At 42.2% G+C, this 26,949-nt stretch carries 25 protein-coding genes; 16 read left to right on the forward strand and 9 right to left on the reverse strand.

The features are described 5' to 3' along the window. Nucleotides 1-22 precede the first annotated feature (22 nt). Both CDG76_RS07350 and CDG76_RS07355 read left to right on the forward strand, forming a co-directional pair. The gene (locus CDG76_RS07350) at nt 23-991 is read left to right on the forward strand and encodes an SGNH/GDSL hydrolase family protein (RefSeq protein WP_094348391.1); all 969 of its coding nucleotides are present in this window, start codon (nt 23-25) and stop codon (nt 989-991) included. 48 nt (nt 992-1,039) lie between these two features. Next, complete coding sequence (locus CDG76_RS07355; RefSeq protein WP_094348392.1) at nt 1,040-1,795, forward strand: SDR family oxidoreductase; 756 nt, start codon at nt 1,040-1,042, stop codon at nt 1,793-1,795. Between the two features lie 115 nt (nt 1,796-1,910). On the opposite strand, the gene CDG76_RS07360 is transcribed toward CDG76_RS07355, so the two are convergent. Next, nucleotides 1,911-5,513: an NB-ARC domain-containing protein gene (locus CDG76_RS07360; protein ID WP_094348393.1), complete on the reverse strand. Its 3,603-nt coding sequence runs from the start codon at nt 5,511-5,513 to the stop codon at nt 1,911-1,913. Nucleotides 5,514-6,161: 648 nt separating this feature from the next. On the opposite strand from CDG76_RS07360, the gene CDG76_RS07365 reads away from it, so the two are divergent. Next, nucleotides 6,162-6,341 carry a CopG family transcriptional regulator gene (locus tag CDG76_RS07365; RefSeq protein ID WP_094348394.1) on the forward strand — a complete coding sequence of 60 codons (180 nt, stop codon included), beginning with the start codon at nt 6,162-6,164 and terminating at the stop codon, nt 6,339-6,341. 341 nt (nt 6,342-6,682) lie between these two features. Here CDG76_RS07365 and CDG76_RS07370 read toward each other — a convergent pair whose 3' ends face one another. After that, the gene (locus CDG76_RS07370; protein WP_094348756.1) at nt 6,683-6,829 is read right to left on the reverse strand and encodes a ribbon-helix-helix protein, CopG family; all 147 of its coding nucleotides are present in this window, start codon (nt 6,827-6,829) and stop codon (nt 6,683-6,685) included. A gap of 1,025 nt (nt 6,830-7,854) precedes the next feature. Between CDG76_RS07370 and CDG76_RS07375 the strand changes: the two genes are divergently transcribed. From CDG76_RS07375 to CDG76_RS07390, 5 genes are all read left to right on the forward strand, one after another. Next, on the forward strand, nt 7,855-8,355 hold the full coding sequence (locus tag CDG76_RS07375; RefSeq protein ID WP_094348395.1) for a fatty acid hydroxylase: 501 nt from the start codon (nt 7,855-7,857) through the stop codon (nt 8,353-8,355). A gap of 381 nt (nt 8,356-8,736) precedes the next feature. After that, nucleotides 8,737-8,952, forward strand: a complete 216-nt coding sequence (locus tag CDG76_RS35935; RefSeq protein WP_143854041.1) for a hypothetical protein — start codon at nt 8,737-8,739, stop codon at nt 8,950-8,952. Next, a complete protein-coding gene (locus CDG76_RS07380) occupies nt 8,939-10,918 on the forward strand; it encodes an ATP-binding protein (protein WP_094348396.1) in 1,980 nt (659 codons plus the stop codon). The genes CDG76_RS35935 and CDG76_RS07380 overlap by 14 nt, the downstream gene beginning before the upstream one ends. Before the next feature lie 13 nt (nt 10,919-10,931). After that, complete coding sequence (locus CDG76_RS07385; protein ID WP_094348397.1) at nt 10,932-14,303, forward strand: PAS domain S-box protein; 3,372 nt, start codon at nt 10,932-10,934, stop codon at nt 14,301-14,303. Nucleotides 14,304-14,423: 120 nt separating this feature from the next. After that, the gene (locus tag CDG76_RS07390; protein ID WP_094348398.1) at nt 14,424-14,813 is read left to right on the forward strand and encodes a response regulator transcription factor; all 390 of its coding nucleotides are present in this window, start codon (nt 14,424-14,426) and stop codon (nt 14,811-14,813) included. Between the two features lie 416 nt (nt 14,814-15,229). On the opposite strand, the gene CDG76_RS07400 is transcribed toward CDG76_RS07390, so the two are convergent. After that, nucleotides 15,230-15,442 carry a hypothetical protein gene (locus CDG76_RS07400; protein ID WP_094348399.1) on the reverse strand — a complete coding sequence of 71 codons (213 nt, stop codon included), beginning with the start codon at nt 15,440-15,442 and terminating at the stop codon, nt 15,230-15,232. 482 nt (nt 15,443-15,924) lie between these two features. On the opposite strand from CDG76_RS07400, the gene CDG76_RS07405 reads away from it, so the two are divergent. From CDG76_RS07405 to CDG76_RS07425, 6 genes are all read left to right on the forward strand, one after another. After that, nucleotides 15,925-17,019: a phosphotransacetylase family protein gene (locus tag CDG76_RS07405; RefSeq protein WP_094348400.1), complete on the forward strand. Its 1,095-nt coding sequence runs from the start codon at nt 15,925-15,927 to the stop codon at nt 17,017-17,019. Nucleotides 17,020-17,169: 150 nt separating this feature from the next. Beyond that, nucleotides 17,170-17,691 carry a GIY-YIG nuclease family protein gene (locus CDG76_RS39355; RefSeq protein ID WP_317616118.1) on the forward strand — a complete coding sequence of 174 codons (522 nt, stop codon included), beginning with the start codon at nt 17,170-17,172 and terminating at the stop codon, nt 17,689-17,691. Between the two features lie 63 nt (nt 17,692-17,754). Then, entirely contained in the window at nt 17,755-18,081 is a 327-nt protein-coding gene (locus CDG76_RS39360) for a hypothetical protein (protein WP_317616119.1), read from the forward strand. Nucleotides 18,082-18,165: 84 nt separating this feature from the next. Then, nucleotides 18,166-18,669, forward strand: coding sequence for a hypothetical protein (locus tag CDG76_RS07415; RefSeq protein WP_041565591.1), 504 nt, complete (start codon nt 18,166-18,168; stop codon nt 18,667-18,669). 87 nt (nt 18,670-18,756) lie between these two features. Further along, nucleotides 18,757-19,155: an MAPEG family protein gene (locus tag CDG76_RS07420; protein WP_094348401.1), complete on the forward strand. Its 399-nt coding sequence runs from the start codon at nt 18,757-18,759 to the stop codon at nt 19,153-19,155. A gap of 94 nt (nt 19,156-19,249) precedes the next feature. Continuing rightward, a complete protein-coding gene (locus CDG76_RS07425) occupies nt 19,250-19,741 on the forward strand; it encodes a YajQ family cyclic di-GMP-binding protein (RefSeq protein ID WP_012411046.1) in 492 nt (163 codons plus the stop codon). A 49-nt stretch (nt 19,742-19,790) separates the two neighbouring features. Here the strand turns inward: CDG76_RS07425 and CDG76_RS07430 are convergent, their stop codons facing one another. Beyond that, nucleotides 19,791-20,348, reverse strand: coding sequence for a glutathione S-transferase family protein (locus CDG76_RS07430; protein ID WP_094348402.1), 558 nt, complete (start codon nt 20,346-20,348; stop codon nt 19,791-19,793). Nucleotides 20,349-20,354: 6 nt separating this feature from the next. Next, complete coding sequence (locus CDG76_RS07435) at nt 20,355-20,819, reverse strand: hypothetical protein (protein WP_094348403.1); 465 nt, start codon at nt 20,817-20,819, stop codon at nt 20,355-20,357. Nucleotides 20,820-21,324: 505 nt separating this feature from the next. Between CDG76_RS07435 and CDG76_RS07440 the strand changes: the two genes are divergently transcribed. After that, nucleotides 21,325-22,044, forward strand: coding sequence for a tetratricopeptide repeat protein (locus CDG76_RS07440; RefSeq protein ID WP_094348404.1), 720 nt, complete (start codon nt 21,325-21,327; stop codon nt 22,042-22,044). A 269-nt stretch (nt 22,045-22,313) separates the two neighbouring features. Here CDG76_RS07440 and CDG76_RS07445 read toward each other — a convergent pair whose 3' ends face one another. Next, nucleotides 22,314-22,724, reverse strand: a complete 411-nt coding sequence (locus tag CDG76_RS07445; protein WP_094348405.1) for a hypothetical protein — start codon at nt 22,722-22,724, stop codon at nt 22,314-22,316. A gap of 350 nt (nt 22,725-23,074) precedes the next feature. Next, nucleotides 23,075-23,164 carry a photosystem I reaction center subunit XII gene (psaM, locus tag CDG76_RS07450; RefSeq protein WP_040630342.1) on the reverse strand — a complete coding sequence of 30 codons (90 nt, stop codon included), beginning with the start codon at nt 23,162-23,164 and terminating at the stop codon, nt 23,075-23,077. A gap of 200 nt (nt 23,165-23,364) precedes the next feature. Between psaM and CDG76_RS07455 the strand changes: the two genes are divergently transcribed. Further along, nucleotides 23,365-24,636, forward strand: coding sequence for an FGGY-family carbohydrate kinase (locus CDG76_RS07455; protein WP_094348406.1), 1,272 nt, complete (start codon nt 23,365-23,367; stop codon nt 24,634-24,636). 182 nt (nt 24,637-24,818) lie between these two features. Here the strand turns inward: CDG76_RS07455 and CDG76_RS07460 are convergent, their stop codons facing one another. Further along, the gene (locus tag CDG76_RS07460) at nt 24,819-26,033 is read right to left on the reverse strand and encodes an McrC family protein (RefSeq protein WP_094348407.1); all 1,215 of its coding nucleotides are present in this window, start codon (nt 26,031-26,033) and stop codon (nt 24,819-24,821) included. Next, nucleotides 26,024-26,944, reverse strand: coding sequence for an McrB family protein (locus CDG76_RS07465; protein WP_094348408.1), 921 nt, complete (start codon nt 26,942-26,944; stop codon nt 26,024-26,026). Before CDG76_RS07465 ends, CDG76_RS07460 begins: the two co-directional genes overlap by 10 nt. Nucleotides 26,945-26,949: the final 5 nt, after the last annotated feature.

A 26,949-nucleotide genomic window follows, 5' to 3' on the forward strand; every position in this document is an offset into this window, starting at 1 on the left:
AAATCATACTCAGTAGTTAATCGTGCAAAAAGAAATTCTGGCGGCGGGCTTTTACCTGTTATCTTTGATATTTCCGCTCAAAGTCTCGGCAAAGGATTATGACGAGATTTATGTTTTTGGAGATAGCTTTTCCGATACGGGTAATGTATTTAATGCAACTAACGGAATCGTTCCCCCAAATCCACCTTACTTTAATAAACGTTTTTCCAATGGTCCGGTTTGGGTGGAATATCTCGCCTCCAATCTACGGTTAACTTTTAATCCGAACACCAACTTTGCCTTCGGTGGTGCAACTACAGGATTCAAGAATATAGGAATCAGCACTCTACCAGGATTACAACAACAAATCAACAGCTTTACAATAGCAAATCCGTCTGCCGATCCAAACTCCCTCTATATCTTGTGGGCGGGTATTAATGATTATTTAGATTACTTTTTCCAAGGCACTCCTAACCCTACCCAGAGTGTTACAAATTTATCAACGGCGGTAAAATCGCTTGCTGCTGTTGGGGCTAGAGATATCATGGTATTGAATTTGCCAGATTTAGGAAAGTTTCCAGTTACAAGCGGTAATCGTCAAATTTCTAGCTTACTTAGCACTTTTACCAGTAAACACAACTCCAGCTTGACCAAAAACCTTAACCTTTTGAGTCAGGAATTAAACCCTAATATCAAAATTATTCCTCTTGATATTAATTCTCTTTTTAATCGGATCATCGCAGAGCCGGAGGAATTCAGTCTCATGAATGGAACTGACTCGTGCATCGGAGATTCACCAGTGGTGCCGATTGAAGTTACCACACAGCCAGTTATATGTATCCCAGACAAGTTTTTATTCTGGGATGAAATCCATCCAACAACTGCCACTCATAAGCTAATCGGAAAATTAGCATTTTCAGCGCTTAAGCCAGTGTCTGTCCCTGAATCTTCTGCTGTGTTAGGAGTCTTAGCTTTTAGTGTAGGTGCAGTATCGCTACGGAAACATAAATAGCTATCAGTTAGTGCAAAACAAAGCAATCAAAAGGGAAAGAACACATCTATGACAGGTCAATTGGATGGAAAAGTTGCGCTAGTTACAGGGGCTTCATCAGGTATTGGTCGGGCGAGTGCGATCGCATTTGCCAGCGCTGGAGCAAAAGTCGTGCTTGCTAGTCGTCGGCTCGCTGAAAGTGAGGAGACTGTACGCCTGATAAAAGAGACAGGAGGTGAAGCTATTTTTGTTAAGACCGACGTTTCAAATGCTGCTGAAGTGGAGGCACTGGTCAATACAACTGTCAAAATTTATGGTCGTTTAGACTGCGCTTGCAATAATGCTGGGATTGGGGGCAATCCCGGCTTAATCACCGATGATATGTCAGAAGAAGACTGGGATCGTCTGGTTAAGGTAAATCTTAAAGGAACGTGGCTCTGCCTCAAGTACGAAATCAGGGCGATGCTCAAACAGAACAGCGGGGCGATCGTAAATGTGGCTTCTGCTGCTGGTGTTGTAGGTATTGCGGGCATTGCAAACTATAGTGCTACCAAAGGTGGCGTCATCGCTTTAACCCGCGCGTTGGCTATGGACTATGCTAAGGAAGGCATCCGGATCAATGTCGTGAGTCCCGGTGTCATCGAGACTGATATACTGAGTGCTTTGTCTAGAGATGCACTTGCTCAACTTAAGGCAATGCATCCTATAGGACGCATTGGAAAGCCGGAGGAAGTGGCAGAAACAGTAGTGTGGTTGTGTTCGGAAGCAACTTCCTTCATCACGGGGCACAACATGATAATTGATGGAGGATATACTGCACAGTAAAGCAAGGCAGATGGAGGCAAGTTTCATAAGTTGTGATAGATATTACTTGCTTCCCGAATATCGCTTTTGCCAAAAACAAGCGCGAAATGTAAGAGCAGCATTTACAACTGTAATACTACTCCTTATATTCAACTGCTCCTAAAGCTTTTAGAGTGGCAATAGTTGCAGAAGTTATACCTGTAATGGCCGTGATATTAGTGCCTTCGTAAGGTCTAGAGCTAAAAAGAGTTTTCAAGCATTCACCTTTTAAAATATCCCAAAGCTTAATTGTCCCATCTTCACTGCTACTAGCTAAAGTATTACCTTTAGAATTAAAAGCAACTGACCAGATTAATTTAGTGTGTGCTGATAAAGTTTTCTTGCAGTTGCTTGTGCTGACATCCCACAGCTTCACCGTTTGATCTCCGCTACCACTTGCTAATGTGCAACCATCCATACTAAAGGCAGCTGAATATACGGAATTGGTATGCCCATACAAAGTTTTAAGACACATTCCGGTGCTGACATTCCATAGTTTCACTGTTTGGTCACTGCTGCTACTTGCCAATGTCGTAGCATCAGGACTGAAGGCAACTGACCAGACCCAGTCAGTATGACCTTGCAGAATCTGGAGGCATTTACCATTGCTGACATCCCAAAGCCTTACTGTTTGGTCATGGCAACCACTAGCTAGCGTATGATCGTCTAAACTAAAAGCGACAGACCATACCCGCTGGGTGTGCCCTTGTAAAGTCTTTAAGCATTTACCAGTGCTGACATCCCACAACTTTACTGTTTGGTCATCACTGCCAGTTGCCAGCATTGTACCATCGTGACTAAAGGCAACTGATAAAATCCGATTACTATGCCCCTGCAACGTTTTGAGACACTGACCGATGCTAATATCCCATAGTTTCACTGTTTGATCTTCGCTGCCACTAGCAAGGATGCTACCATCTGGACTAAGGGAAACTGATGTAACCCGATTACTATGCCCCTGGAACGTTTTAAGACATTTACCTGTGCTGGTATCCCATAACCTTATCATTTGATCGCCACTACCACTAACAAGCATCGTGCCTTGAGGATTAAAGGTAACTGACCATATTCCATTACAGTAACCCTGCAAAATCTTAAGGCATTGACCTGTACTGACATCCCACAGCCTTACCGTTTGGTCATCACTGCCACTTACCAGCATCGTAGAATCAGGACTAAAGGCAACTGACCAGATCCGAGTGCCATGCCCCTTGAAAGTCTTGAGGCATTGGCTTGTACTGACATCCCATAGCTTTACCGTTTGGTCATCACTGCCACTTGCCAACATCATACTGTCTGAATTGAAGGCAACCGAATTTACTAAGTCAGTATGACCTTGCAAGGTATGAAGGCATTGGCTTGTAGCAACATCCCACAGCTTTACTGTATGGTCATGACAACCACTAGCCAATATTTGACCGTCTGGGCTGAAGGCAACTGACTGTACTCTATGGGTGTGTCCCACTAAAGTGGCTAGGCATTGACCAGTGATGATATCCCATAACCTTACCGTGTGGTCGTCACTTCCAGTAGCAAGCATTGTATCATCAGCACTAAAAGCAACTGCCCACACCCGACTACCATGTTCTAGTAGAGTCTTAAGGCATTGCCCGGTACTGATATCCCACAACCTCACTGTTGTGTCCTCACTGCTACTCGCTAGTATATTACCATTTGAGCTGAAGGAAACAGACCAGATTCCACCGCTATGGCCCTGTAAAGTGGCTAGGCATTGACCACTGCTAGTATCCCACAGCTTCACTGTTTGATCATCACTACCACTAGCGAGAACACAACCATCGGGACTAAAGGTAACTGGCCAAATCCAACCCTTGTGCCCCTTGCAGGTAAGCAGTTGTTTTCCATCCACAACTTGATACAGGCGAATCTCATTATTAGTATCTCCTGTCGCTAAAAGTTTTCCATCAGGGCTGAATGCCACTGAGTGAATCCCCCCTATGGTTTCAGCAAAAACACATTTACTTAGATTGGCATGAGCAAAATTTACATTGTGAAAATTTACGTTGCGTAGGTCTGCTTGCCAAACAGTCAGATAAGAAAAATCATAGCCACTTAGATCCGTCTCTAGATGACAAAGCAGATTGAAAATATTGCCAGCCGTATACCCTGGTTCTAGCGGAGATTCTTCTCGCAGTCTTGCAAGAATTTGAGTTAACTGACTTTCAATATTTTTTTTACTTCTTAAGTGGTTAAGTAACCCATCTATAACTGGTTTAAGGATAAGGCGAATCTGAATATCTTTAACATAGTCTTTACCAGTCGCCTTTATCAAAGTATGGCGCCTAAAGGACTCAATATTCTGAGTGACAATCTCTTCACAGACCTGTTCTATCAATCTACTAGTCATATACTCCATGACCACAGGCTGAAGTGTGAATAGTGCTTCACTTTTTTCAATCAGCGTAGGCGTTGGCATTAGCGTACCCCTACCGGGAAGCAAGCTACGCGCAGCCTCTCGTAGAGAAGCCTTCTCGATTAGCGATCGCCTTAGCAGAGATTCCACAGCCTCCATTAATTTTGCTTGCGGTACTTGGGATGTAATATCATTTCGCAATTCTGGAAGCGCCATTGGCTCACGATTAATCGCTAGCCAATACATTATTTCCTTTTCTAAATCTGACAAGCGCTCAAACTGCTGCTCTAAAATATCGCGAATGTCTCCAAAAACAGCCGTGTCTTGTTGCAAAAATCCAGTGACATTACCATCAAAAACATCTTGAATGGTTGTGGCAACTATCTTTAAAGCTAATGGATTGCCTGCGTAACGTTCAATCATTACTTTCCATTCATCTTCTGCTGCCGATAGTCCCTTGAATTTTAAAATTTCTTGCCCTTCCGCCACCTTCAATCCACTCAGTGGCAATGAGCGAACAGGTAGTGCTTGTCCTTCCAGAAATGCTATTTCTCTGGGTTTTTCACGACTAGTAAGCACTAAGCAGCTTTGGTGAGTTGCTTCTCCTACCCGTCTTAAAAGCTCACCATATTCCTCATATCCTTCAGGGTAAAGTCCGGCGCGGCTGCCACTACGGAGAATTGATTCTGCATTATCAAGGATGACTAAACAGCGATAATTTTGTAAATAATAGAGTAGTCGCGATACGCGATCGCTAAAACTTTCTGGTAAGTTACTTTCTGTTTCCCGTTCGTCAGATAAAAATTGGATTAAGTTACCTAGAATAATTTTAACAGGCGGTGCTTCTCGTAGCGATCGCCAGATCACATACTCAAAGTTGTCCTGAATTTTTTCAGCAAACTTTACAGACAGTGCTGTTTTGCCAATACCTCCTATTCCCAATAGTGCAACCAATTGGCAGTGCTCATTGAGAATCCATTGCTCTAATGTAATAAGTTCTTCTACACGCCCATAAAAAGCGGAGTTAAAGATAGCCTCTCCCCAATCTAGACGAGTATTTGAGCTTGAATAGTCACTTTTATCTATTTTTAAGTTAAAAACTGAAAAAAGCTTCTCAATAGTCTGTTTGTCAACTCCTCCTTCCCGATTCAATACTTTCGAGATGGTAGCGGAATATAAACCAGAACGTACACTCATTTCTTCAAGAGTATACCGATTTCCAAAATTTTCTTTTGCTTCTGACTGATGCTTTGCTTCTTTAATTTTTTGTAACCCATTGGTAGTAAGTGTAACGCCACGCTTACGTCTCCAATTCTGTAAAGTCATGTATTAACTCACTGTTCGTTTAATCACTTTTTATGAAAAGGAATTATCTACTAGTACAACACGGCGGAAATAAACCAACCCTTCGGGTGACGCTCGCAGGCTCGCTAACGGCAGTTCCTCATGGGGGGAACCCCCATCGCCCTTGGCGTCTCCCCTTGGGAGAAGACCGGACTGCCTCACCATTCCAAATCAACGAAACCTTTATACTGTATTCATTTTTAATTTTTAATTTTTAATTTTTAATTCCGCCTTGCGGTACTAGGTTGCTATAGATATGGGGTAATAGCCATAACAAACGGATAATCTTATGTTGCAGAGAATTTAAAACACGTATATTACCAAAATATTCACTGATAAAAAGCACCTTTGGCATCCACTTATCTCGATAATTCAACACCGTTTGCTCAACAGACCATCTGGACTGTAGGGCATTGCTGACACCATCTCTTCAGCCGAAAGCTTCTTGCATTTGGTGATGACAGATTTATTACGTATGGTACTAGTTATTTAATACCTCGTATTATCCGTAATATTTTTGGGGCGTAAAGCTTAAGTTCAATCTCAAAATCTCGATTTTCACTGGTAAAGACAGTTCAGAATTGGCAATCTTGATAAAGAAAGTTTTGTATATATCTAGCTTATCAATCAATGAATAAAACTGCTGCACTTAAATTTCCCCGTTTGACAACCTCCAGTCAAAAAAGAGCGCTTAAGCGAATCACTATCAATTTGACATCAGATGAAGCCCAAAACCTTGAAAAGTATTGCGAACAGACAGGCAAACTAGCAATAGACGTGATTCGAGAACTCATTCAAGCTTTGCCTTGACCTGCTGCTGAACGTTGACGCCAAGTCTGAAAAGCGCCAGTCCAGAAGAGTTTTAGCTGAAGTAGAAAGTGTTGCAGATTTGGACAAAGGTTTCCAATTTTACTCTGACGTGAGTAATTGCAAGAGCAGTAATCATAGAAACGAACGCGAGTGCGTCTCGCAGAGAAGTCCGCCTGCGCGGACTTAAGAAATTGGAAACCCGCCTACGCGGGTTTTGTCCGTGTAGGCGCGAATTCCATTCGCTAGGCTTTTTACAAAAGTGAGATGCTCCCCAATTAAACCAAATTTTAATACTTATATCTTGAAAATGAACCAAGGTGAAATAGTTAGCAAATCTACTTTTATTTCGTCAGTGGCAAGGCCCGAATGAGTTCTCTAATTACATCCGTTGCTGGTCTGCCTGTCTGTTCACAATATTTTTCAAGGTTTTTGGCTTCATTTGATGCCAGGTTTATAGTGATTCGCTTGACCGCCCATTTTTTGTTCATACTGAAATAGATAAATCGTGTAATCATAACTTCAAATCCTGATTTTACCTTCCAAATGGAAAGTAACCTAAATTTTGGATATACTGAGATACTTTTTCAATAGGACACGTTGTAAATAAATATTACAGGTGTGCTTTACTAATTTACTAACTTTTCTATAAATGATAAAGGAAGAATCAATATTTGCTACTCTATCATTTAATTTTTTATCCCTTTTAGCTTAGGCTGTAGTCTAATGCCTACCCGTTCGCTGCGCGTAGCAAGCTATGTGCAACAGCAACTACAGGACAAGGGTGACACATAAAGTTGCGAGTGTCTACAACAAGAGTCAGCTAATGATCTAGAGTAAGGGAATCCAAACGCACTTGGCAAATAAAGATAAATTCTAAAATTATTCCTGTCTTTTGAATGTTAATTCATCATTGAAAGTGCAGGTTGAGAGCGATATTATTACTCGATTTACAGAAAATATATATGGCATCTAGTTAATTCTAGACGAGCAAAATTTTACAGCGTTTCCATTAAACTATAAATCTACTTGATTCACCTCAGCAACTCAATTAATATTGGCAGAATATCTATTTATATCATTCTAAATCAAGTCATAATTGAAGATTAATTGCAATAAATTTAGAATTAACAATATTGTAGAAAGCCTTAACCTAAATTTGTACTAAGTTTAACTCAACCTTTGCTTACGCTGTATGCCTTAGTAAGAAGATTGTGTAGTAACTATAGCAAAATACTGTATTCCAATCGGGTTTTAGATGTATTGATACCATTAACCCAGAGTTAAAAGTCAAATTGGAGGTTCTTACGAGTTGCTGATTACTGCATTAAGGATTGGAGATTCATAGAAACTGCAACTAAACCAATTACATATACTCTGAGCCAAATTAGCTGGAGCGTAGACACATAAGACGCACAGATGCTGCTTTAGTGGCGGAAAACTAGGTGTCTATGCCGACAGCGTGAGACTTGCATATTTTCTGTGGAGTTTTCTTAACTATTCTTGAGGAGTACAAATGCTTCAGGCTATCGCTGTTGCTTGGTTATTACTGTTTTTTGGCGATTTTCTATCTACATTCTTTTATCACGTACCCGAGCACGTTTTTGGTAGCCTTCATTTAAAAACGCACCACTCCTGGAAGAAGGACTTCCGCCATTATGCTATTTTGACTTTTAATCCCCAGGTTCTTTTAGATGGTATCTTGGGAGCTTTACCTTATGTACTTGTAGCAGTAGTCTTGTGGTCTTTCTCTCCCATTGGCGTTATCTCTGGATTACTGCTTGGTCAGTTTCATGTATGGTGGAGACACATAAGTGTACTAGGTTGGCAAACTCCAAAGCCTGTAAATATCTTATGTCAAATTCTATTTATTACCACTCCTGAGAGACACTGGTTACATCATCACAAAACTAATTTAGGTTTTGGCGATATTTTCACCTTCTTTGAACAACCTGCACAAATGTGGTTGCGCTGGCTGCGATTACTCAGACTTCGTTTTCGCGATTCTCGGATCTAACTAAAACTAGCGCTTACTAAATACTTTTTAAAATTACCAAAAGAAGCTGCGATCGCAGCTTCTTTTTATACACTAGAGGGGATTGTTCCAATCTCATAAATGCGCTCACCCACATACTCAAAAACGCTGATTCCCAATTTACGAATAGTAGTAATAAGAGACATAAAGTAATTATAATTTAAACCTATAGATTGTTTAATACCTAAAATTTTACTTATATTTTTATAGAACTCATCAAAAAGTAAACAAGTTACATAGACGGAAGGATGCCTCTGGTAGGAAGTTTAAAGGTATTTACTTCCGCTCAACTTCGCTGTTATATCGCCAATATTTTTGGGAAAACTAGTCTTAATTAGTAAATTATTATATTCCTAGATTTTTATGACAATTCCTCTCTTTTCTGGAAATGCTGGGCGTAGCTTGCTTATCCGAAGGGGTACGGATAGCTACGGTGAAGAAGGCAGGAGGCAGGAGGTAGGAGGCAGAAAGTTGGAATACGGTGTAGGTTTCTCTGCGAGACGCAACACGAACACACTTACACTAATTGCCAGAAATTCGCAACCTGCTCTAGATGAGGTGTCTCATGTCCGCAGTTAGCCTCAGAAAGATGCTCAACAAAAAAGAGTTGCCATCTCTCCTTCATAACTTAATCTACCAGTTCAACGTTGCCATTGATGTTGAACTGGTAGACGGCACGAAACTGATTAGCATTGGAGAGCAAACTGTAGAAAACCGTTATCCAATCGAGGTTTCAGGAGAGATCATCGGTTGGGTTGTTGGCGGAGAACAGGCAACTATACTTGCAAATTTGCTCTCATTTCTGGCAAAGCAGGAAGCTGAGAAGAAAATACTCGCCATAGAATTGCTGGAGCGATACCAGGAAATTGATTTGTTTGACGATATCTCAACTAAACTCACAACAAGTTTAGATACGCGACAGATTGCCCAACTTGTGCTTCAGGAATTGAGTCAATTAATTGAATCGTCTGCGGGGATGATTCTGCTACTGAGTCCTGATGCAACTGCGTTTGAAATTATTGCGGAATTTGGAGCCTTTTTTGACCATAATCAGCCGGAACCGGGTAAGGGAATTATCGGCAACATTGTGCAATCGAACCGAGCAGAACTTGTCAATGATGTGCAAGCTGATTCTCGATTAGAGGGGCAAAAAAACGTTGCTGCAATGATTTGTGTACCGTTACGAGCCAAAGAGCGGGTACTAGGAGCGATCGCTATTGGAACCTCCAAAACTGACTCATATAAGGCTGAACACCTGAAACTGGTGAGTATCTTTGCCTCTCAAACAGCGATCGCCATTGATAAAGCCGTGCTTTACGAGCAAAGCACTCAAGCAGCCCTCCAGGCAAAAGCCCAAACACAGAAACTTCAGCAAGCTCTCCATGAGTTGCAATTAGCTCAAACTAAGTTGATCCAAAGCGAAAAAATGTCCAGTTTAGGGCAACTTATTGCCGGAGTTGCCCACGAAATCAACAACCCGGTTAACTTTATTTACGGCAATTTAAAGTATGTTGCCGAATATGCCCAAGACTTGTTGCACCTGTTGGAAAAGTATCAGAAATTCCTACCTGTTGCTCCTCCAGAACTGGAATCAGAGTTAGACAACATAGACCTGGAATTTATTATGCAGGATCTCCCCAAACTGCTAGATTCAATGAAACTGGGCACAAGTCGCATTGTTGAAATTGTCCAATCCTTGAAAAACTTCTCCCGCCATGACGAAGCAGAAATGAAAGCCGTTAACATCCACGATGGCATCGATGGAACCTTAATGATTCTTCACCATCGCCTGAAAGCAGATGCTCATCGTCCGGCAATTGAAATCGTTAAAGACTATGCAACACTTCCTCTGATTGAATGCTACCCCGGACAGTTGAATCAGGTATTTATGAACATCCTGGCAAATGCCATTGATGCTTTGGAAGAAGGTATAGAAAATTCGGGAGTCAGGAGTAGTTCCCAATCCTCAATCCCCAATTCCCAAATCACTATTCGTACCAAAGTCCTTGACCAACAATGGGTTGTGATTCGCATTGCTGACAACGGCCCAGGAATGAAGGAGGAGGTAATTCGCCGTATTTACGATCCCTTCTTCACCACGAAAGATATTGGCAAGGGAACCGGGTTAGGCATGGCAATCAGCTACCAAATTGTTGTAGACAAGCATGGGGGAATGCTCAAATGTCGTTCTCAACCAGGTGAAGGGACAGAATTTTGGATTCAGATTCCGTTAAATTGTGCATTTGCAGAAGCTACTGAAGAACAGAATTGCGCTTCTGCCTCGTCAACTCACACCACAGAATTATCTCATATTCCCGATATCGACGGCTTCATTCCATCAACAGTTCCAATGCTCAAACCGACAGATTTGCTGATCCGCCACACTCAATTGATCCAGCGACTTTCACAGCACAGTCCAGATGTGGAAGCTGCATCACCCGATCAACTTTATCAGATGTTTCAACACCACCCAATTTCGTTAAAGCTTTACGCCACTTTGTTGTCTTGGTTCTGTTGTTCTAACCCTACCCAAATACGCCGCTAAAGAAAGCTCAACCATGTTTAACCAACTTGATGAATACAACAGTCACCTATTTGAACTATGTCCTGTTGGGCTAGCACTATGCCGAACAGATGGAACAGTAATTAACATCAACCCCGCCTATGCTGCCATTTTGGGGCGTACTGTTCCAGAAACCCTGAATCTGGGTGATCGCCAGATTACTCCTGAAAAGTATGCCGTCACTGACCAAGCTACCCTAGAGAAACTAGAGCAAACTGGTCGCTACGGCCCATTTGAAAGGGAGTTAATCCACAAAGACGGGCATCTGGTTCCGGTGAGGATTTCTGGACAGATGATTGAGAAAGATGGAGAGCGACTGATCTGGTGTAGTGTAGAGGACATCAGCTACCTTCGACGCGTCCAGCAGGAACGCCAAGATACCGAACAAATACTGAAACAGAGTGAAGCCCGATACCGTTCTCTGGTGACAGCTAATACACAAATTGTCTGGGTAAGCACACCAGAGGGAATTTGCTTTGAACTGGCAAGCTGGATAGCCTATACAGGTCAAAGTCTAGCTGAAGCTGAGAATGGGGGCTGGATTGATGCCGTTCATCCTGACGATCGCGCCTATACCGGAGAAGTCTGGAGTGCTGCCGTGGCAAACCTGAGTATGTATCAAATCGAATACCGAATTCGTGACAAGGATGGCAACTATCGCTACTTTTGGGTCTGGGGTGCGCCCGTTATAGAAGAAGATGGCAGCGTCCAGGAGTGGATTGGCACCTGCACCGATATTCACGATCGCAAGCTGGCAGAAGCCGAAAATCAGCGTCTTAAAGAACGATATCGCTCTTTAGTAACTGCTACTTCACAGATCATTTGGGGAGCTACCCCGGAAGGACTGGGAATAAGCAGTGAAATGCTTACCTGGATGGACTATACAGGGCAGAGCGAAGCTGAAGTTGAAGGGTGGGGCTGGATTGATCAAATTCACCCCGATGACCGTGCCAGTTCCACAGAAGCTTGGAATACTGCTGTGGCAAACGGAGGTATCTACCAAACTGAATATCAGCTGCGTAGCAAGGATGGCACATACCGCTACTTTTTTGTCTGTGGTGCCCCCGTCCTAGAAAAAGACGGCAGTATTCGAGAATGGATTGGCACATGTACTGATATTCACGATCGCAAGCAGGCAGAAGCTGAAAATCAACGTTTATTTGATATGTTGAATCATTCCAGCGATGCCATCATTGTCCGCGACATGAGCGACAAAATCTATCACTGGAATCAGGGTGCTGAAAGGCTTTACGGTTGGACGCGTGAGGAAGTGAAAGACCAATACATTCACGCATTTCTAAAATCAACCTTTCCAAAACCTTTAGAAGAAATTCTATCAGAGTTTCTACGGGAGGGCACTTGGGAAGGAGAACTGGAACACATCACGCGCGATGGCAGACAGATCGCCGTTCAGAGCCGCTGGACTTTGCAACGAGATTTATCCGGTCAACCCTGCGCCATGCTAGAAATCAATACTGACATCACTGCCCGTAAACAAGCAGAAATCGCTCTGCGGCAACTGAATCAAGAACTGGAAGCCAGAGTTGTCGAGCGGACGGCTGCCTTGCAAAATACCTTAGCAGAAGCGCAGGGGTTAAATGCCATTTTAAATAACTTAGCAGATGGTTTGTTGGTGGCAGACACCACAGGACAAATCACCCACTTCAATCCTGCTTTTTTAAGTATGTACGGATTGACAGCTACCGCCCTCAACGGTCACTACCGAGAATTGCCGATATCTGGTTTAGCAGACCTGGTTACACGAACTCAGTCCCATCCCAAAGAGGTGTTCTCTGCCGAAGTTGCACTGACAAAGGAACGCATTGGTCAGGCAGTAGCAACCGCCATTTTCAAAAAGGCGGCAGCTAATGAACCTGATACCTGCTTCGGTTCAGCACTACTGATTCGAGATGTGACGGCAGAAAAGGAAATCGACCAGATGAAGACCGATTTCATCTCAACAGTTTCCCACGAACTGCGGACGCCACTGACTTCTGTCCTCGGCTTTGCGTCCATCATTCAAGAAAAGCTGGAAACCGATGTGTTCCCAATGATTTCTACCGAAGACCGTAAGCTTCAGAAAACGATTAAGCGGGTGGCTGACAATCTCAACATTATTGTGTCGGAAGCAGAACGGCTCACGTCTTTGATTAATGATGTCCTGGACATCGCCAAGATGGAAGCAGGTAAGGTGGAATGGCAGATGCAGCCGATCGATCCCAGTGAATTACTCGATTGGGCAAGCAATTCTACCGCCGGGTTATTTGAAACCAATGGCTTGCAGTTGGTGTGCGAGATTGAACCAGGACTGCCTCAGATAGTAGGCGATCGCAATCGTCTATTGCAAGTTTTAATCAACCTGATTTCTAATGCCGTTAAATTTACCGAATCTGGTTGTGTCACCTGTCGCGTCAAACAAGGAAATGACGGTGTTTGCATCAGCGTCATTGATACGGGTATTGGGATTGCACCTGAAGACCAGCCGAAAGTATTCGAGAAATTCCGCCAAGTTGGCGACACCCTCACCGACAAACCCAAGGGCACTGGTTTAGGACTGCCCATCTGTAAACAAATTGTCGATCATCACGGCGGTAGAATCTGGGTTGAGAGTGAACCAGGGAACGGCAGCGTATTCTCGTTCATCATTCCCACCTACGCCAGCGATCAAAAAACCACTGCTAATCTGAATTTGGATACGCTAGTCAAACAACTCAAAGAACACGTCATCACCAAAAACACTGTGCTGAACCAAAACCGTAAAACCATTTTGGTTGTAGATGATGACGCTAACATTCGGGAACTGCTCCGCCAACAACTGGAAAACGAAGGCTACAATGTTCGCGAAGGAAAAGACGGCATGGATGCAATTCATCAAATCAAAACAGCCCGTCCCGATCTGATTCTCTTGGACGTGATGATGCCCCAAATTAACGGCTTTGATGTGGCAGCAGTTCTCAAAAATGATCCCCAGACCGCAGACATTCCAATTATCATTCTGTCAATTATTGAAAACAAAGAACGGGGCTACCACATTGGCATCGATCGCTATCTTACCAAGCCCATTGATACAGAAAAACTCCTCAACGAAATTGGCTCACTGCTTTACCAAGGCACTTCTAGTAAAAAGGTATTGGTTGTAGATAAAAATGCATCAGCCTTAAAAACGCTATCAGATGTACTGCAAACTCAGGGATACAGCGTGATTGAAGCCTCCAATCCGCAAGAATGCATTTATAAAGCCTTGTCAGCCAAACCTGACATGATCATCATCGATTCTATCTTCTCTCAAGAAGCCGATTTGGTGAAAACCCTCCGGTTTGAGAAGGAGTTGGAAAATGTATTTTTTATTATGCTGTCAGAACAGTAATCGCTGGTGCTGGGGACTGGTAAGGAATTCTTCTAATCCCCAATCCCTAATTCCCAATCCCTAATCACTAATTCCTAATCCCCAGTCCCCAATCCCCAATCCCCAATCCCCCCAATCCCTATGACCCAGAAAATTCTAATTGTTGATGATGAACCCAATATCTTGATTTTGATGGAACAAGCCTTAGAAGCATTAGAGGACGAAGGTGTTGAACTTCTAACTGCTAGAAATGGAGAAGAAGCTCTCGAAACTATTAAAACTGAAAAACCAAACCTGGTTTTTCTTGATGTGATGATGCCGAAAATGAATGGTTTGCAAGTCTGCCATATTGTAAAACATGACCTGCAAATGACTGACATCTACATCATAATCTTGACAGCTAAGGGACAAGAATTTGATAAACAAAAAGGAATTGAGGTTGGTGCAGACTTATATCTAACTAAACCATTTCGCCCCAAAGAAGTACTTGAAAAATCAATGCAGGTGTTGGGTTTTTCAGGAAAACTATGAAAGCTTTTCATCGGTGATCGCAGTACTTGGAAGAATCGGAACAAATCTGGTTACGTTTCCTTAATGGATCAACGGTTAACAGTACTCGCTCGAAGGGGTGATAAAGTAGCTACAAAGCAGACTGGATACTAGCCATAGGACGTATACCCTTCTGAAAATAGGGTAGTTTACTGGGCTTGAGACTCATCAAATCATGAGCTAAATCAGCCTAAAACTCTATTGCACCTACCCATAACTTCTCATACAAACCGATCTAAAATACACTATGTCTATACTGCGTAGGCGTAGCCGTCCGAAGGCATTGCTGTAATTCCTTGAGACGACCAACATATTTTTATAGTCCCATTTGGCGGGATTTACGACCAGCTAAAATAGCACAAGTTTTAATCCACGAATAATTGATTTTTTTCTACATATCATAAACCTGAAACAATACGAACTCCTTTTTTACGCATAGTTTCTTTGAGATCCTGATAGAGAGTATCATCACTAACTAGCAAACCATGTTTAGTTTTCGTGTTTACAATTGCATATCTTGGTTCTTTTTCTGAAGGTGAAGCATTGAATTTTAAGAGTGCCCAATCAGAGTCCTCCCAGAGATATGAAAATTCTTCTAAGTTTGTGTTCATATCAATACCTCTTTTTTTAAACCTAAATCTTACTTAGCGAAGAAAGGTTTTTACCTTAATTATGGGTAGTTTTCATTACCACTCTTGTATCTTATACGTATCTACGAGCTAAATTTTAGCAAATAGAATACTACTACCAGCCGATCGACTTAACGTAATTTTAGAAGCAGAGTGTTTGGGATAAGTCACCACTTTAGGAGCATAGAACATCGCCAACTCCCGTAGTCGGGAACTGGAACAGCTAGAAACCTAGAAGGCATTGAACCTAGTTTTAAGGTTTCAGACAATCTTTATTGGTTCTAAAACCCAAAAAATTGGTCTAATCTGAAAAGCCTACCCATAAGTAGCTCCCCTGCTTGTTCAATCAGAAGGTAATTCTGGGAAAGCTTAATTTGTGAGAGCGAGAGGCTTTTGCCAGAAGGAACTAGAATTAGGAAACACCTAGCTGGGTTCTTCTGACTTTTGAAATTAGGAGTGCATGTGTGCCAAAATCCCCTAAATATTTGCTGATTGGATCGACCGAGAATTACAGCGGTAAATCTGCAACTGTTCTGGGTTTGTCTCATCAGCTACAGCAAAAAGGTCTGGATATTAGCTACGGTAAACCACTTGGTACGTCTTTCAATTCGTCTAGTGGAACCGTAATTGAGGAAGATGTCCAGTTCATCGCTCTTAGCCTCAATTTGCCGGAAAACCGCGTTGCACCTACAATGCTGGCTTTGGATGAACCAAATGTGCAAAAGCGCTTGCGAGGGGAAGACAAAACCGATTATCAGCAGTCCTTAATACAGCAATATTTACATAAGTCTCAAGGAGATTTAGTGTTACTGGAAGGGCCTGGTAATTTGTCTGAAGGCAATTTGTTTGACTTGTCTTTACTGCAAATGGCTGAAGTATTGGATGCTGGTGTGCTGTTAGTAAGCCGCTATAAATCCTTGCTTTCGGTTGAGGCGCTATTGGCTGCAAAACAGCGTCTGGGCGATCGCTTGATTGGAGCTGTGATCAATGATATCCCTGTCACCGAACTAGAAGCAGTTGAAACTCTCTTGCGCCCATTTTTGGAACAGCAGGGGATTCCGGTGCTAGCAATGCTGCCAAACAGCGATTTGCTCCGCAGTGTGAGTGTTGGCGAACTAGTCAAACAGTTAAAGGCTGATGTTCTCTGTCGCAACGATCGCATGGATTTGTTGGTAGAAAGTCTGGCAATTGGAGCGATGAATGTTAATTCAGCTGTGAAATATTTCCGCAAACGCCGGAATATGGCAGTGGTGACAGGAGGCGATCGGGTGGAAATTCAGCAAGCGGCTTTGGAAACTTCTACCCAATGTTTAATTCTCACTGGGCAACTACCACCCCCACCGTTCATTCTCAGTCGCGCTGAAGAACTAGAAATACCCATTTTGTCTGTTGACTTAGATACTCTAACTACTGTCGGAATTGTTGACCGCACTTTTGGTCAAGTCCGTGTCCACGAGCCGATTAAGGTTCAGTATATTCGTCAGTTGATGTCCGAGCATTTTGACATTGACCGCTTGTTATCCAAACTAGGTTTAACTCCCGCAGCGGCATTGTCTTAGATTCATGAGTGTATTGAAGGAGGCAGAAGGCAGGAGACAGAAGGAGTAAATCATCCGGGATCGAATCCCGGATGATTTGAAGCTACTGAAGTAAGAATTCAGTGGGATCTTATTAGTGATGGCTATAGAAGTCACTGGAACTAGGAGAAAATGGATTTAACGGCAATTGATCCCCTGAAACTACCCTCGCTTCCATTGGAGAAAAAAGCTGATCTCCCTGACTGTCCAGCCATCTATTTTGCGATTTCTGGTTCTGGGGAAATTCTCTACATAGGCAGAACTGCTGATCTTGCACGTCGTTGGATATCACATTATAGATTTAAAGAACTCATTGATTTGGGAAATGTCAAGTTAGCTTGGCTACAATGCGTAGATCCTTCCATTTTGAAAACTCTTGAGGCCAAGTTGATTTATGCACTCAAGCCAAAGCTAAACGAACAACTGCCATCAAGCAATACACTTTTTTCTTATCTTCACAAAGCCAACCAAAGTACAAGCCCGATAAAAATACAAGGTAGCAAATTAGCGCACGCAATCTTAGCGGCTCTGGTTGACGCACCATGTAGTGGATATGATTTAGCAAAACGATTCGATGGCTCTGTAGGCTTTTTCTGGTCAGCAAGTCACCAGCAGATTTATCGGGAGTTGACGAAGCTAGAAGATCAAGGATAGATCAGTTCTGAGTCAATTCTTCAAGCTGGACGACCGGATAAAAGGCTCTACAGCGTTATAGACTTGGGAGAACAGCACCTCAAGGAGTGGATTGCTCAACCTTGTGAACCCACACCAATTAAAGATGATTTACTGGTTAAAATTTTTGCTGGCCATATTGTTCCTAAGGAAATTATCTTGGCAGAGCTAGAAAATCACCAAAAAGCCCATCAAAAAAAATTGTCTACGTACCATAACTTAGAACAGCGTTACTTTCAGAATCCGCAAGAACTGCCAGAATCAGGCAAATTTCAGTATTTAACTCTCCTAAATGGCATTAGTTATGAAACACATTGGCTAGCCTGGTGTAACCAAGTAATGGAGTTATTGAACCAAAGAATCGAAAAATAGTCGCAATGTCTAACTTAAGTTTTCCTCGTATCTACACGCTGTTTGGTAAAATATCTGGGTCGTTTAGTCTGATTATCTCCATCTTTGAGCCAATCAACAGACCTTATTAACCTCGATACATTAGCCCAAGAACTGGCGACAATCCAGCAAACAGGTTCTAAAAGAATTGCCTTGCTAGGTTCTCGTCACGTCCCGATAACGCATCAGAATCTTATTGAAATGATGACTTATGCCCTAGTTTTATCGGGTAATCGAATCATTACTTCTGGTGCTACAGGTACGAATTCAGCGGCCATCAAGGGAGCAACGCGGGCTGATGCAAATTTGTTGACGGTGATTCTACCCCAAAGTCTGGAACGCCAGCCTTTAGAATCGCGCCAGCAACTAGAACAGGTAATGCATCTAGTCGAAAATCCCAGTAATGATAATTTGTCTCTGGCGGAAGCTAGTTATTTGTGCAACAAGGAAATTGTCTCCCGTTGCCAGCAACTAATCTGCTTTGCGTTTCACGACAGTCGCACCCTGTTACAAACTTGTCAGGATGCAGAAGAACAAAGAAAAGTGGTGACGCTTTTCTACTTTGATTAGTCATTTGTCATTTGTCTTTTGTCATTTGTATTTGACTAATGACTAATGACTGATGACTGATGACTAATAACCAATGACTAATAAGTAATGATAATTTTTTTGTACTCGATCGCTGCTGCTGCCTGTCTCATTTATGTGCCATTTTTGCTAGTAGCTTATGCCCGTGCGCGTATTGGGCCTGAAATGCTTTCTACTCCTCGCGCCCTGTTTGATAAATTGCCACCTTATGCCCAACGGGCTACTTGGGCACATCAGAACACCTTTGAAGCCTTTATGATATTTGCCGCAGCCGCATTGATGGCTTATGTAACTGGTGTAAATTCTTTTACAGCCCAAGTAGCTGCGATCGCCTTTGTGGTGGCCCGTTTCCTATACTCAATTTTTTATATTTTGAATATACCCCTTTTGCGATCGCTGATGTTTGCCATTGGCATCCTTGGCTGTGGCACTCTCTTTTTCTTGAGCATCATCCAAGCTACTAATTAAGTGGGGCATTGGGCATGGGGCATTGGGCATGGGAATTATTATTAATGTTTTATGCCCAATTCCAAAATCCAAAATCTAAAATCCAAAATGTTTTATGGCTTCTACTTTTTCCTTTGACATTGTGAGCGACTTTGACCGACAAGAGTTGGTTAACGCCGTCGATCAAGTTATCCGAGATATCAAAGGTCGTTACGACCTCAAAGACACTGAAACTACTGTCGAGTTAGTTGAAGAAAGTATTAATGTTAGCACTGACAGCGAGTTTACCTTAGATTCTGTACACACCATTCTGCGAGAAAAAGCCGCCAAGCGTAACCTTTCCCAAAAAATCTTTGATTTTGGCAAGGTTGAGTCAGCCAGTGGTAATCGCGTGCGTCAAGAAATCAAACTCAAAAAAGGCATAAGTCAGGAAATCGCCAAACAAATTTCCAAATTGATTCGGGATGAATTCAAAAAGGTACAAGCTTCAATTCAAGGGGATGCTGTGCGGGTTTCTGCTAAATCTAAAGATGACTTGCAAGTTGTCATGCAGCGGCTAAAACAAGAAGACTACCCAGTTGCTTTGCAATTTACAAATTATCGTTAAAAGATTCGTAATTCGTAGTTAAAAAGTCAATTACGAATTACGAATTATTTTAAGTCTGTCCGCCAATACTTCTTAGAAATGCCGGACGCTCAGATAATTGCTTCATATAGTTCAAAACTGTTGGATAGGGGCTGAGGTCTAGCTTCAGTATCATGGGAATATAATTCAGAATAGACCCCACTGCCACATCAGCAACAGTGAACTCATTGCCAAGTACAAAAGGTTGCTTACTGAAAATTTCATTTAACGGAGTCAACAAACGGGGCATTTCCCGTTCCCGATTCTCCTCTCCAAAAATCCCTGGAGCAAGGGTAGCATTAGCAAACAAAACCCATTGGGAAAATACAGCACGTTCTTGGAGTGAAAGTGGAGTTTTACTATACTTATCGGCAAGATACAGCAAAATTGCCCCAGATTCCCAAAGCTGAAAATCCTCATCAACAATTGCTGGGACTTTACCAAATGGGTTAATTGCTAAATATGCAGGCTGGAGGTGTTCACCCGCCTGCATATCAAGCTTGACGAATTCGTAGGGAATTCCTAATTCCTCTAAATACCAGTGAACAATTGAGGCTCGACTACGAGCGCCACCGTAAAGTTTTAGCATAATTACTTAAAGCACTTTGTGAGTATGAGAATGCTGTTTCACGTTATCTTCTTTGGTGACAACTCTGGCGGCGTTTAACACCCGTTTCCGCTCAATGGAATACTTAAATTCAGTGTAGTTTGTACCCAAGGGAATCAGGGATTTTGCAGATTCACGACGTTTGTAAGTACGAGCTGCTGCAAATGCCCGTGGCACAAATTCCTCTCCAAACTGAGCCGACTCTGGGAAGCCATCTGGCAGCAGTGGTGAATCGCCATCCAGCACAGATCCCAAAGTTGTGGCATGAGCCAGCTTATAGGAGGTAGGAATGCCCTTTAACAGCGCTTCCACAGCCGCAGAGGGAATCGGTTCTATAACTTCGATTTGATAAACTTCTCCATCTTCTTTGACGAAGCAGGTTGCCAAGCCGATGACAATGTAATCATCGGTTGCTAAATCAGGGGCATTGGGATAAGAAGTTGCGGTTGTCATCGGGAAATTTCTCAAAACTTAAAAATTGAATTTAGGGAATGGGGCATAGGGCAAAACAGTTCCGGGTTCCGAGTGCTGAGTAGGGAATCTCACTTCTTTACTCAGAACTCAGCACGGGCTAAACGCCCCGCTAACATAATTGGGCACTATTGAGGGGCATTGGGTATTAATTACTCTCCCCTTGCTTCTCCTGCTTCCTCATCCCCTCTTTAACGAACGGCTTGTTGGCATTCTACCAATTTGCTGCTCTCACTACTTGACTAGTCTTTGAGATTTAACGTCTGCTATTTCTGGAATTTGCCTTCGGGATCAAGTATCCATGAATAGGTTTGAGGAGCAATTGTTTATTTAGGGCGTAGATTTCTACTGGTGTGAGTAGTTAAATTCAGTCTTGAGATGGCTTTCAAGTAACCATAAATACCTTAAAAATAGACACAGTGGTAAAACCACCATCGGTAAAAACTAGACTTTTATTTCATAAAGCAGGGATTTCAGGCAGGGAAAGATGAATATTCACTCATTTTTAGCTGACGATGACCAGCAAAGTAACCAATATAAATATGTTCTAAATACTACAAACAAACTTCAAGAGCGGAGGAAAAACGATCGCAGCGAATCTATTTTTGGGGATAGCGACTTGCGCTCTTGTGCTTTGAGGTTGGCTCAACAAGGAGATTGTACTGAAGCGATCGCACTTTTAACCCAACTAATTTTCCGCCATCCCGACAATGCCGTTGATTACAACAACCGGGGGCTAATTTATTTCCAAAGTGGCGAAAGGGAAAAAGCGCTTTCCGACTATAATACTGCCCTTAAATTTAATCCTTATTTGGCTAGTGCTTATAATAACCGCGCAAATTACTACGCGGCTTGTGGAGAATTAGCAGTAGCAATTGCCGACTACGATCGAGCGATTGATTTGAAACCTCACCATGTCCGGGCGTGGATTAACCGAGGCATTACTTGGCGAGATTTAGGGCAATACGAGGTGGCAATTGAGAATTTTGAGGTAGCACTGCTTTTCGGTCAACTAGAAGGTCATATCTGGGCTGAACGCGGCAGAAGTTACCATCTTTGGGGCGACTGGAATTGTGCCATCTCTGATTATCGTCGCGCCCTCACTCAACTGCCCTCTCTCGACAACGATAAGGATATTATTGGTTGTCGCTTGCGTTTACAACTCGAAAATTGGCTAGACGAGTTACTATCTCAATCAACGTCCTAATTGGTAGATTAGTCCTTCTGGGAGATTCAAAATTCAAAAAGTAAATTCTTCATTTTGAATTTTTAATTTTGAATTTTTAATTGGAGCGATCGCGCAGCGTCTCGTACAGAAGCGACGCTGTATCGCTAATGACTAATAGATGATAACTACATAGCTATTCAAAAATTAGCTATTAACCATTACTTATTAGCAATAATATAAATTAACACCCGGTTTATACGTAGCCTGAATCACAATAAACCTAAATAATCCCAAATTCGCCATTTGTCTTAGGGTGACGAGTCTATTTGCTCATCTTCTCGGCGATCTTGATTCATCAACACGATCTGACGCTGGCTTGGATCGAATCGGTATCCTTGTCGTTGTCTAATAATTTTAGCTTCTTGCGGATCAAAGTTACGGCTAAATTCTGCCTGCAAACCATTGACATGTCCTTCCATCAGCTTAACTTCAGTACTCATTTCTCGCAATTTTTCTTGCTGTAACCAATGATAAGGCAAGAGTTGTGTTAAAGCAGATGCTGCAACGGCTGTAATCACAAGATTGACCGCTATTTTGGCTGTGCTTTCCAGTGCCATCACTCGGTAAGAACGTTGACGAAGATGCCGCTTTGGTCGAGGAGTGACACGGCGTTTTTGTATAGGTTGTGACGGTGGTCTAGATGGTTGAATCGCGTTCATGATGCTAAAAAATAACCTCGCTTAGTGAAGGGAAGTACTATCAAGAGTGCTGAGTGAGATTTCCAACTCAGCACGGGCTAAACGCCCCGCTACCGCTAACAGCACTTAGCACGGGCTAAACGCCCCGCTACCGCTAACAGTACTCAGATATCAGCACTCCTGAATGCTTGATTTAGCTGTCATATTACTTCATTTTTTTGAAATAGCTACAAGTGTCGCATTAGTTAAAAAATAACCTGGCTTACGTAAGTGCAAGGTTTCCAGATTTTATGGCATAAAGCCATAGAATCTGGAAATTGCACCCCGTACTGCCAGGATTATTAGCTTTTTAACTGTGTCACATCGGAGCGTTATTTGTAAAGTTCTGTGGCTAATCGCCAAGCCAGAACTCCTGGGATCAAGGCTACAACTAGAGCGATGTAGACTTGAGTATCTGAGATGGAAGATATCTGAGCGATGTACAGAGTATCTAAGATAGGCATGGCTGAAAACCTCCTAACCTGAATAGATTTTGAACAGTTCGTTTACTACTTTTCCTTGTTTTGCCAAGATTGTGGAATATCTTGTTACAAGATGCAACAAAAGCAGTTATTTGTCAGTAGTCCTTATTTATTCTCCATTAAAAAAATTTATAAAAATTATGAATTTATATCTGGGTATCGACTTCGGCACATCTGGCGCACGCGCTGTGGTGATTGACGAGGAAGCCTCTTGTATTCACGCAGAGGTGCGATATCCCTTTCCCGACTCACCAAATGCCGTTACGCCAAAAATTTGGCAGGAGGCATTGTTTGCGTTGGTGGAACAAATACCTGACCAATTACGGCGAGAAATTAAAGCGATCGCAATCAATGGGACTTCTTCCACCGTTTTGCTGGTCGATGCTGCTGGCAACCCTGTAGATGCACCACTTTTGTACAACGATACGCGGGGATCATTGGTGCTAGAGCATTTGACGAGTATCGCACCCCCCAATCATACAGTGTTGAGTGCCACCTCCAGCCTCGCTAAACTTTTGTGGATGAGACAATTACCATCTTTTAGTGAAGCTAGATATTTCCTGCATCAAGCAGATTGGCTGGCGTTTCTGCTGCATGGACAGTTGGGTATTAGCGATTACCATAATGCTTTAAAGCTGGGTTATGACGTAGAAGAGTTGAAATACCCAGAATGGCTAGAATTGCTGCAAATACCCATTCAGCTACCCAAAGTTTTACCTCCTGGGACTCCGATTGCCCAATTGCGTCCTAAAATTGCGGATAAATTCGGTTTCCGCCGTGATTGTCTGATATGTGCTGGTACAACTGATAGTATTGCAGCTTTTCTCGCCAGTGGCGCAAAATTACCCGGTGAAGCCGTGACTTCCCTTGGTTCAACTTTGGTACTAAAGTTGTTAAGTCGTACCCGTGTAGAAGATGCCAGATATGGGATTTACAGCCATCGGTTGGGTGATTTGTGGCTAACTGGGGGCGCTTCTAATACTGGGGGTGCAGTACTAAGGCAATTTTTCACAAACGCTGAGTTAGAAAGCCTTAGCTGTGAGATTAATCCATCAAAAGCCAGCGAGTTAGATTATTATCCGTTATTGAAGGTAGGCGATCGCTTTCCGATCAACGATCCCAATTTACCCTCACGATTGTCACCACGCCCAGATAACCCAGTGGAATTTTTGCATGGGTTATTAGAAAGCATTGCCCGCATAGAAGCGCGAGGGTATGAATTATTACAGCAAATCGGCGCAGACAAATTGAGTTGTGTTTATACTGCTGGCGGTGGCGCGGCGAATGACACTTGGACTGCAATTAGGGCGCGTCATTTGCAGGTTCCTGTAGTCGCGTCAGTGTACACAGAAGCAGCTTATGGAACGGCGCTGTTGGCTATGGGAGGCGGAATTAAGGGTGAACAAGAGTAATTGTGTAACAATCTTTTCGTAGGTATTTCGTAAATCAGTATCTATCCCAGTGACAATCTACATATCTCGGCCGATACTGTGATTATTAGATACCGGACTATAGATTCCAGGTTTATGATCTGGGCAGCTATTCGGGGATGGGTGCTTCGCAGCAAGCGAATGTCATCTGTCCCCTTTATTAATTATTGGTGTGAGTTCTGAGGGATTAGGAGAAAAAGGTTTTTTAAGAAGGTTTGACCTGCGCGATCGAGATTATCATCTAGGGAAAAGGTGAGGCTGCGGACTCGGATTTGATCGCTTATAATATCCAGTGGCTGTGTCAAGTCTTTAGGGTATATCAAGAAGGCTTGCTTGCATTTTGTTGTGTTGGCGTAGCTGATCATTTGATGAATATCTGTATTTTCTGCCCGTTCAGGGGCTTTATACTTTGTATCCAAAACCGCTATTGTTTTGCCAGTAGCATCACACAGTAATATATCTATACTGAAGTGCCTATTCTGACTAATTTCTATTGGATGTTGCTGTTTGAAAAAATAGCCTTGTGGCGTGCTTTTCTTAAGCCATTCTGCAACAAAAAGTTCATATAAATGTGCCATATCGACGAGAAAGGGTAGGGTTTTATGATTTTCCTTTTCATGACTGGGACTACTATTTTCTAAAAAGAATCGACATAAATTATGTAATATTTGATAGTCTGGATTGAGGCGATTATACTGTCTGGCGATACAATCTTCTGCACTACAAGGTTGCAGCGTTACTAATCCTTGTAGATCATGATAAGCTTTTCGTACTTTTGGTGATACTCTTTCTGAACATAAACTGCTACGACCAATGATATAAAGTGTCCATGCCAGGATTTGATTTTCTTTAACATCAGCCGTATGTTCTTCGTAATTGCATTTAAGTTTAACATTCCACGGCTTTTGAATTATCTGTTGCACATCTAGCCTTCCCCGCACATAAGAAAGCTGCTGTGTTTTAGGCAAGTAAGTACGATATAATCCTTTGCGGTATCGCTCTAAAACTTTCTGCGCTAAAATATAAGCCAGATTATTATAAAAGTCTTCTAGAGATTCACAATCCATCCACCCTTCAAGAAAACGAAAACTTTTTAAATTGTAGGCATATTCCAGCATTCCGAAGAGGTTTTGGATAGGCACTTTCGGATTTATTTTTAGATGCAATTCAGGAGTTACAGGTATGTAACCTACCCATCCTTTAGCTTTCAGTTTCCAATGTTCTCTCGTTGTATAGGTAGGAAATTCTATATCTACTTGTGTTTTGTATTTTTCGTATAACTCGACTCCGGCTGAATAGGGTATTTTATCAAGCAGAAATAATTTATTTTCGTATTCTGTAATTTCAATGATTATTAGTTGTGATGGGTTTATATCCATAGTTTATTTTTTATTTCATCCCAGCGAAACTGATCTACTTTTTCTAGCTGGTTAAAAAAGTATTCTTCTAAATATGGTTCAATTTCCATGCGCCATATATCTTCTATATCTTCCCGTAGGTTGTCTGTTAAAAAGAATGAAATACCAATTTCGTAATTTTTATCTGCGATCGCCTGATTTAATTGCTGTAAAATATTAATTAATCCCTCTACTGCAAAACCTGTTTTTAGGTGATAACGTCGCAGCACATCATAGTTTGGGCGAAGTTCTATAAATGCAAAGCGACGGCGTAGCGCATGATCTATATTTGCAATAGACCTATCTGCTGTATTCATTGTCCCAATAATGCGGACATTTTTCGGGATGCGAAAGTTGTTACCGCCAGCTAATGGAATTTCTCTATCTCGGTACTCAAGTAAGTACATTAATTCGCCAAAAACTTGTGCGAGATTAGCACGGTTTATTTCATCAATGATTAAAACACAAATTCCTTGATGATACTCTGCTTCTTTGCAGAATTTTAGAAAACTGCCTGGAAGCAAAGGGTATGTTAATTGTCCATCTTGGCTTTGAGGACGTATACCTTGAATAAAGTCTTCATAAGAGTATGTGGGGTGAAATTGCAGAAGTTCTGAGAAGCCATCACTACCACCTATTAAATGTTTTGCAAGGTGTTCAGCAATAAAGGTTTTTCCTGTTCCAGGCGAACCGCTTAAAATTACTTGTTTTTTGCGATTAATTGTACGTACCCACCGTTTTAAATCTGTTTCATCAAACCCAACTATTTCAGAACATTGCTTGAGAGAAAAGTTAGGATTTATTTGATAACAGGAAAAAAAAGCCACAAATTTATTAGTAGCATCTATAACTTCTTCAGATTGCTGAAAATCTTTATTATTTATGCCTTTCATCCATT

The sequence above is a fragment of the Nostoc sp. 'Peltigera membranacea cyanobiont' 210A genome (genome assembly GCF_002246015.1).
Lineage (GTDB): Bacteria > Cyanobacteriota > Cyanobacteriia > Cyanobacteriales > Nostocaceae > Nostoc.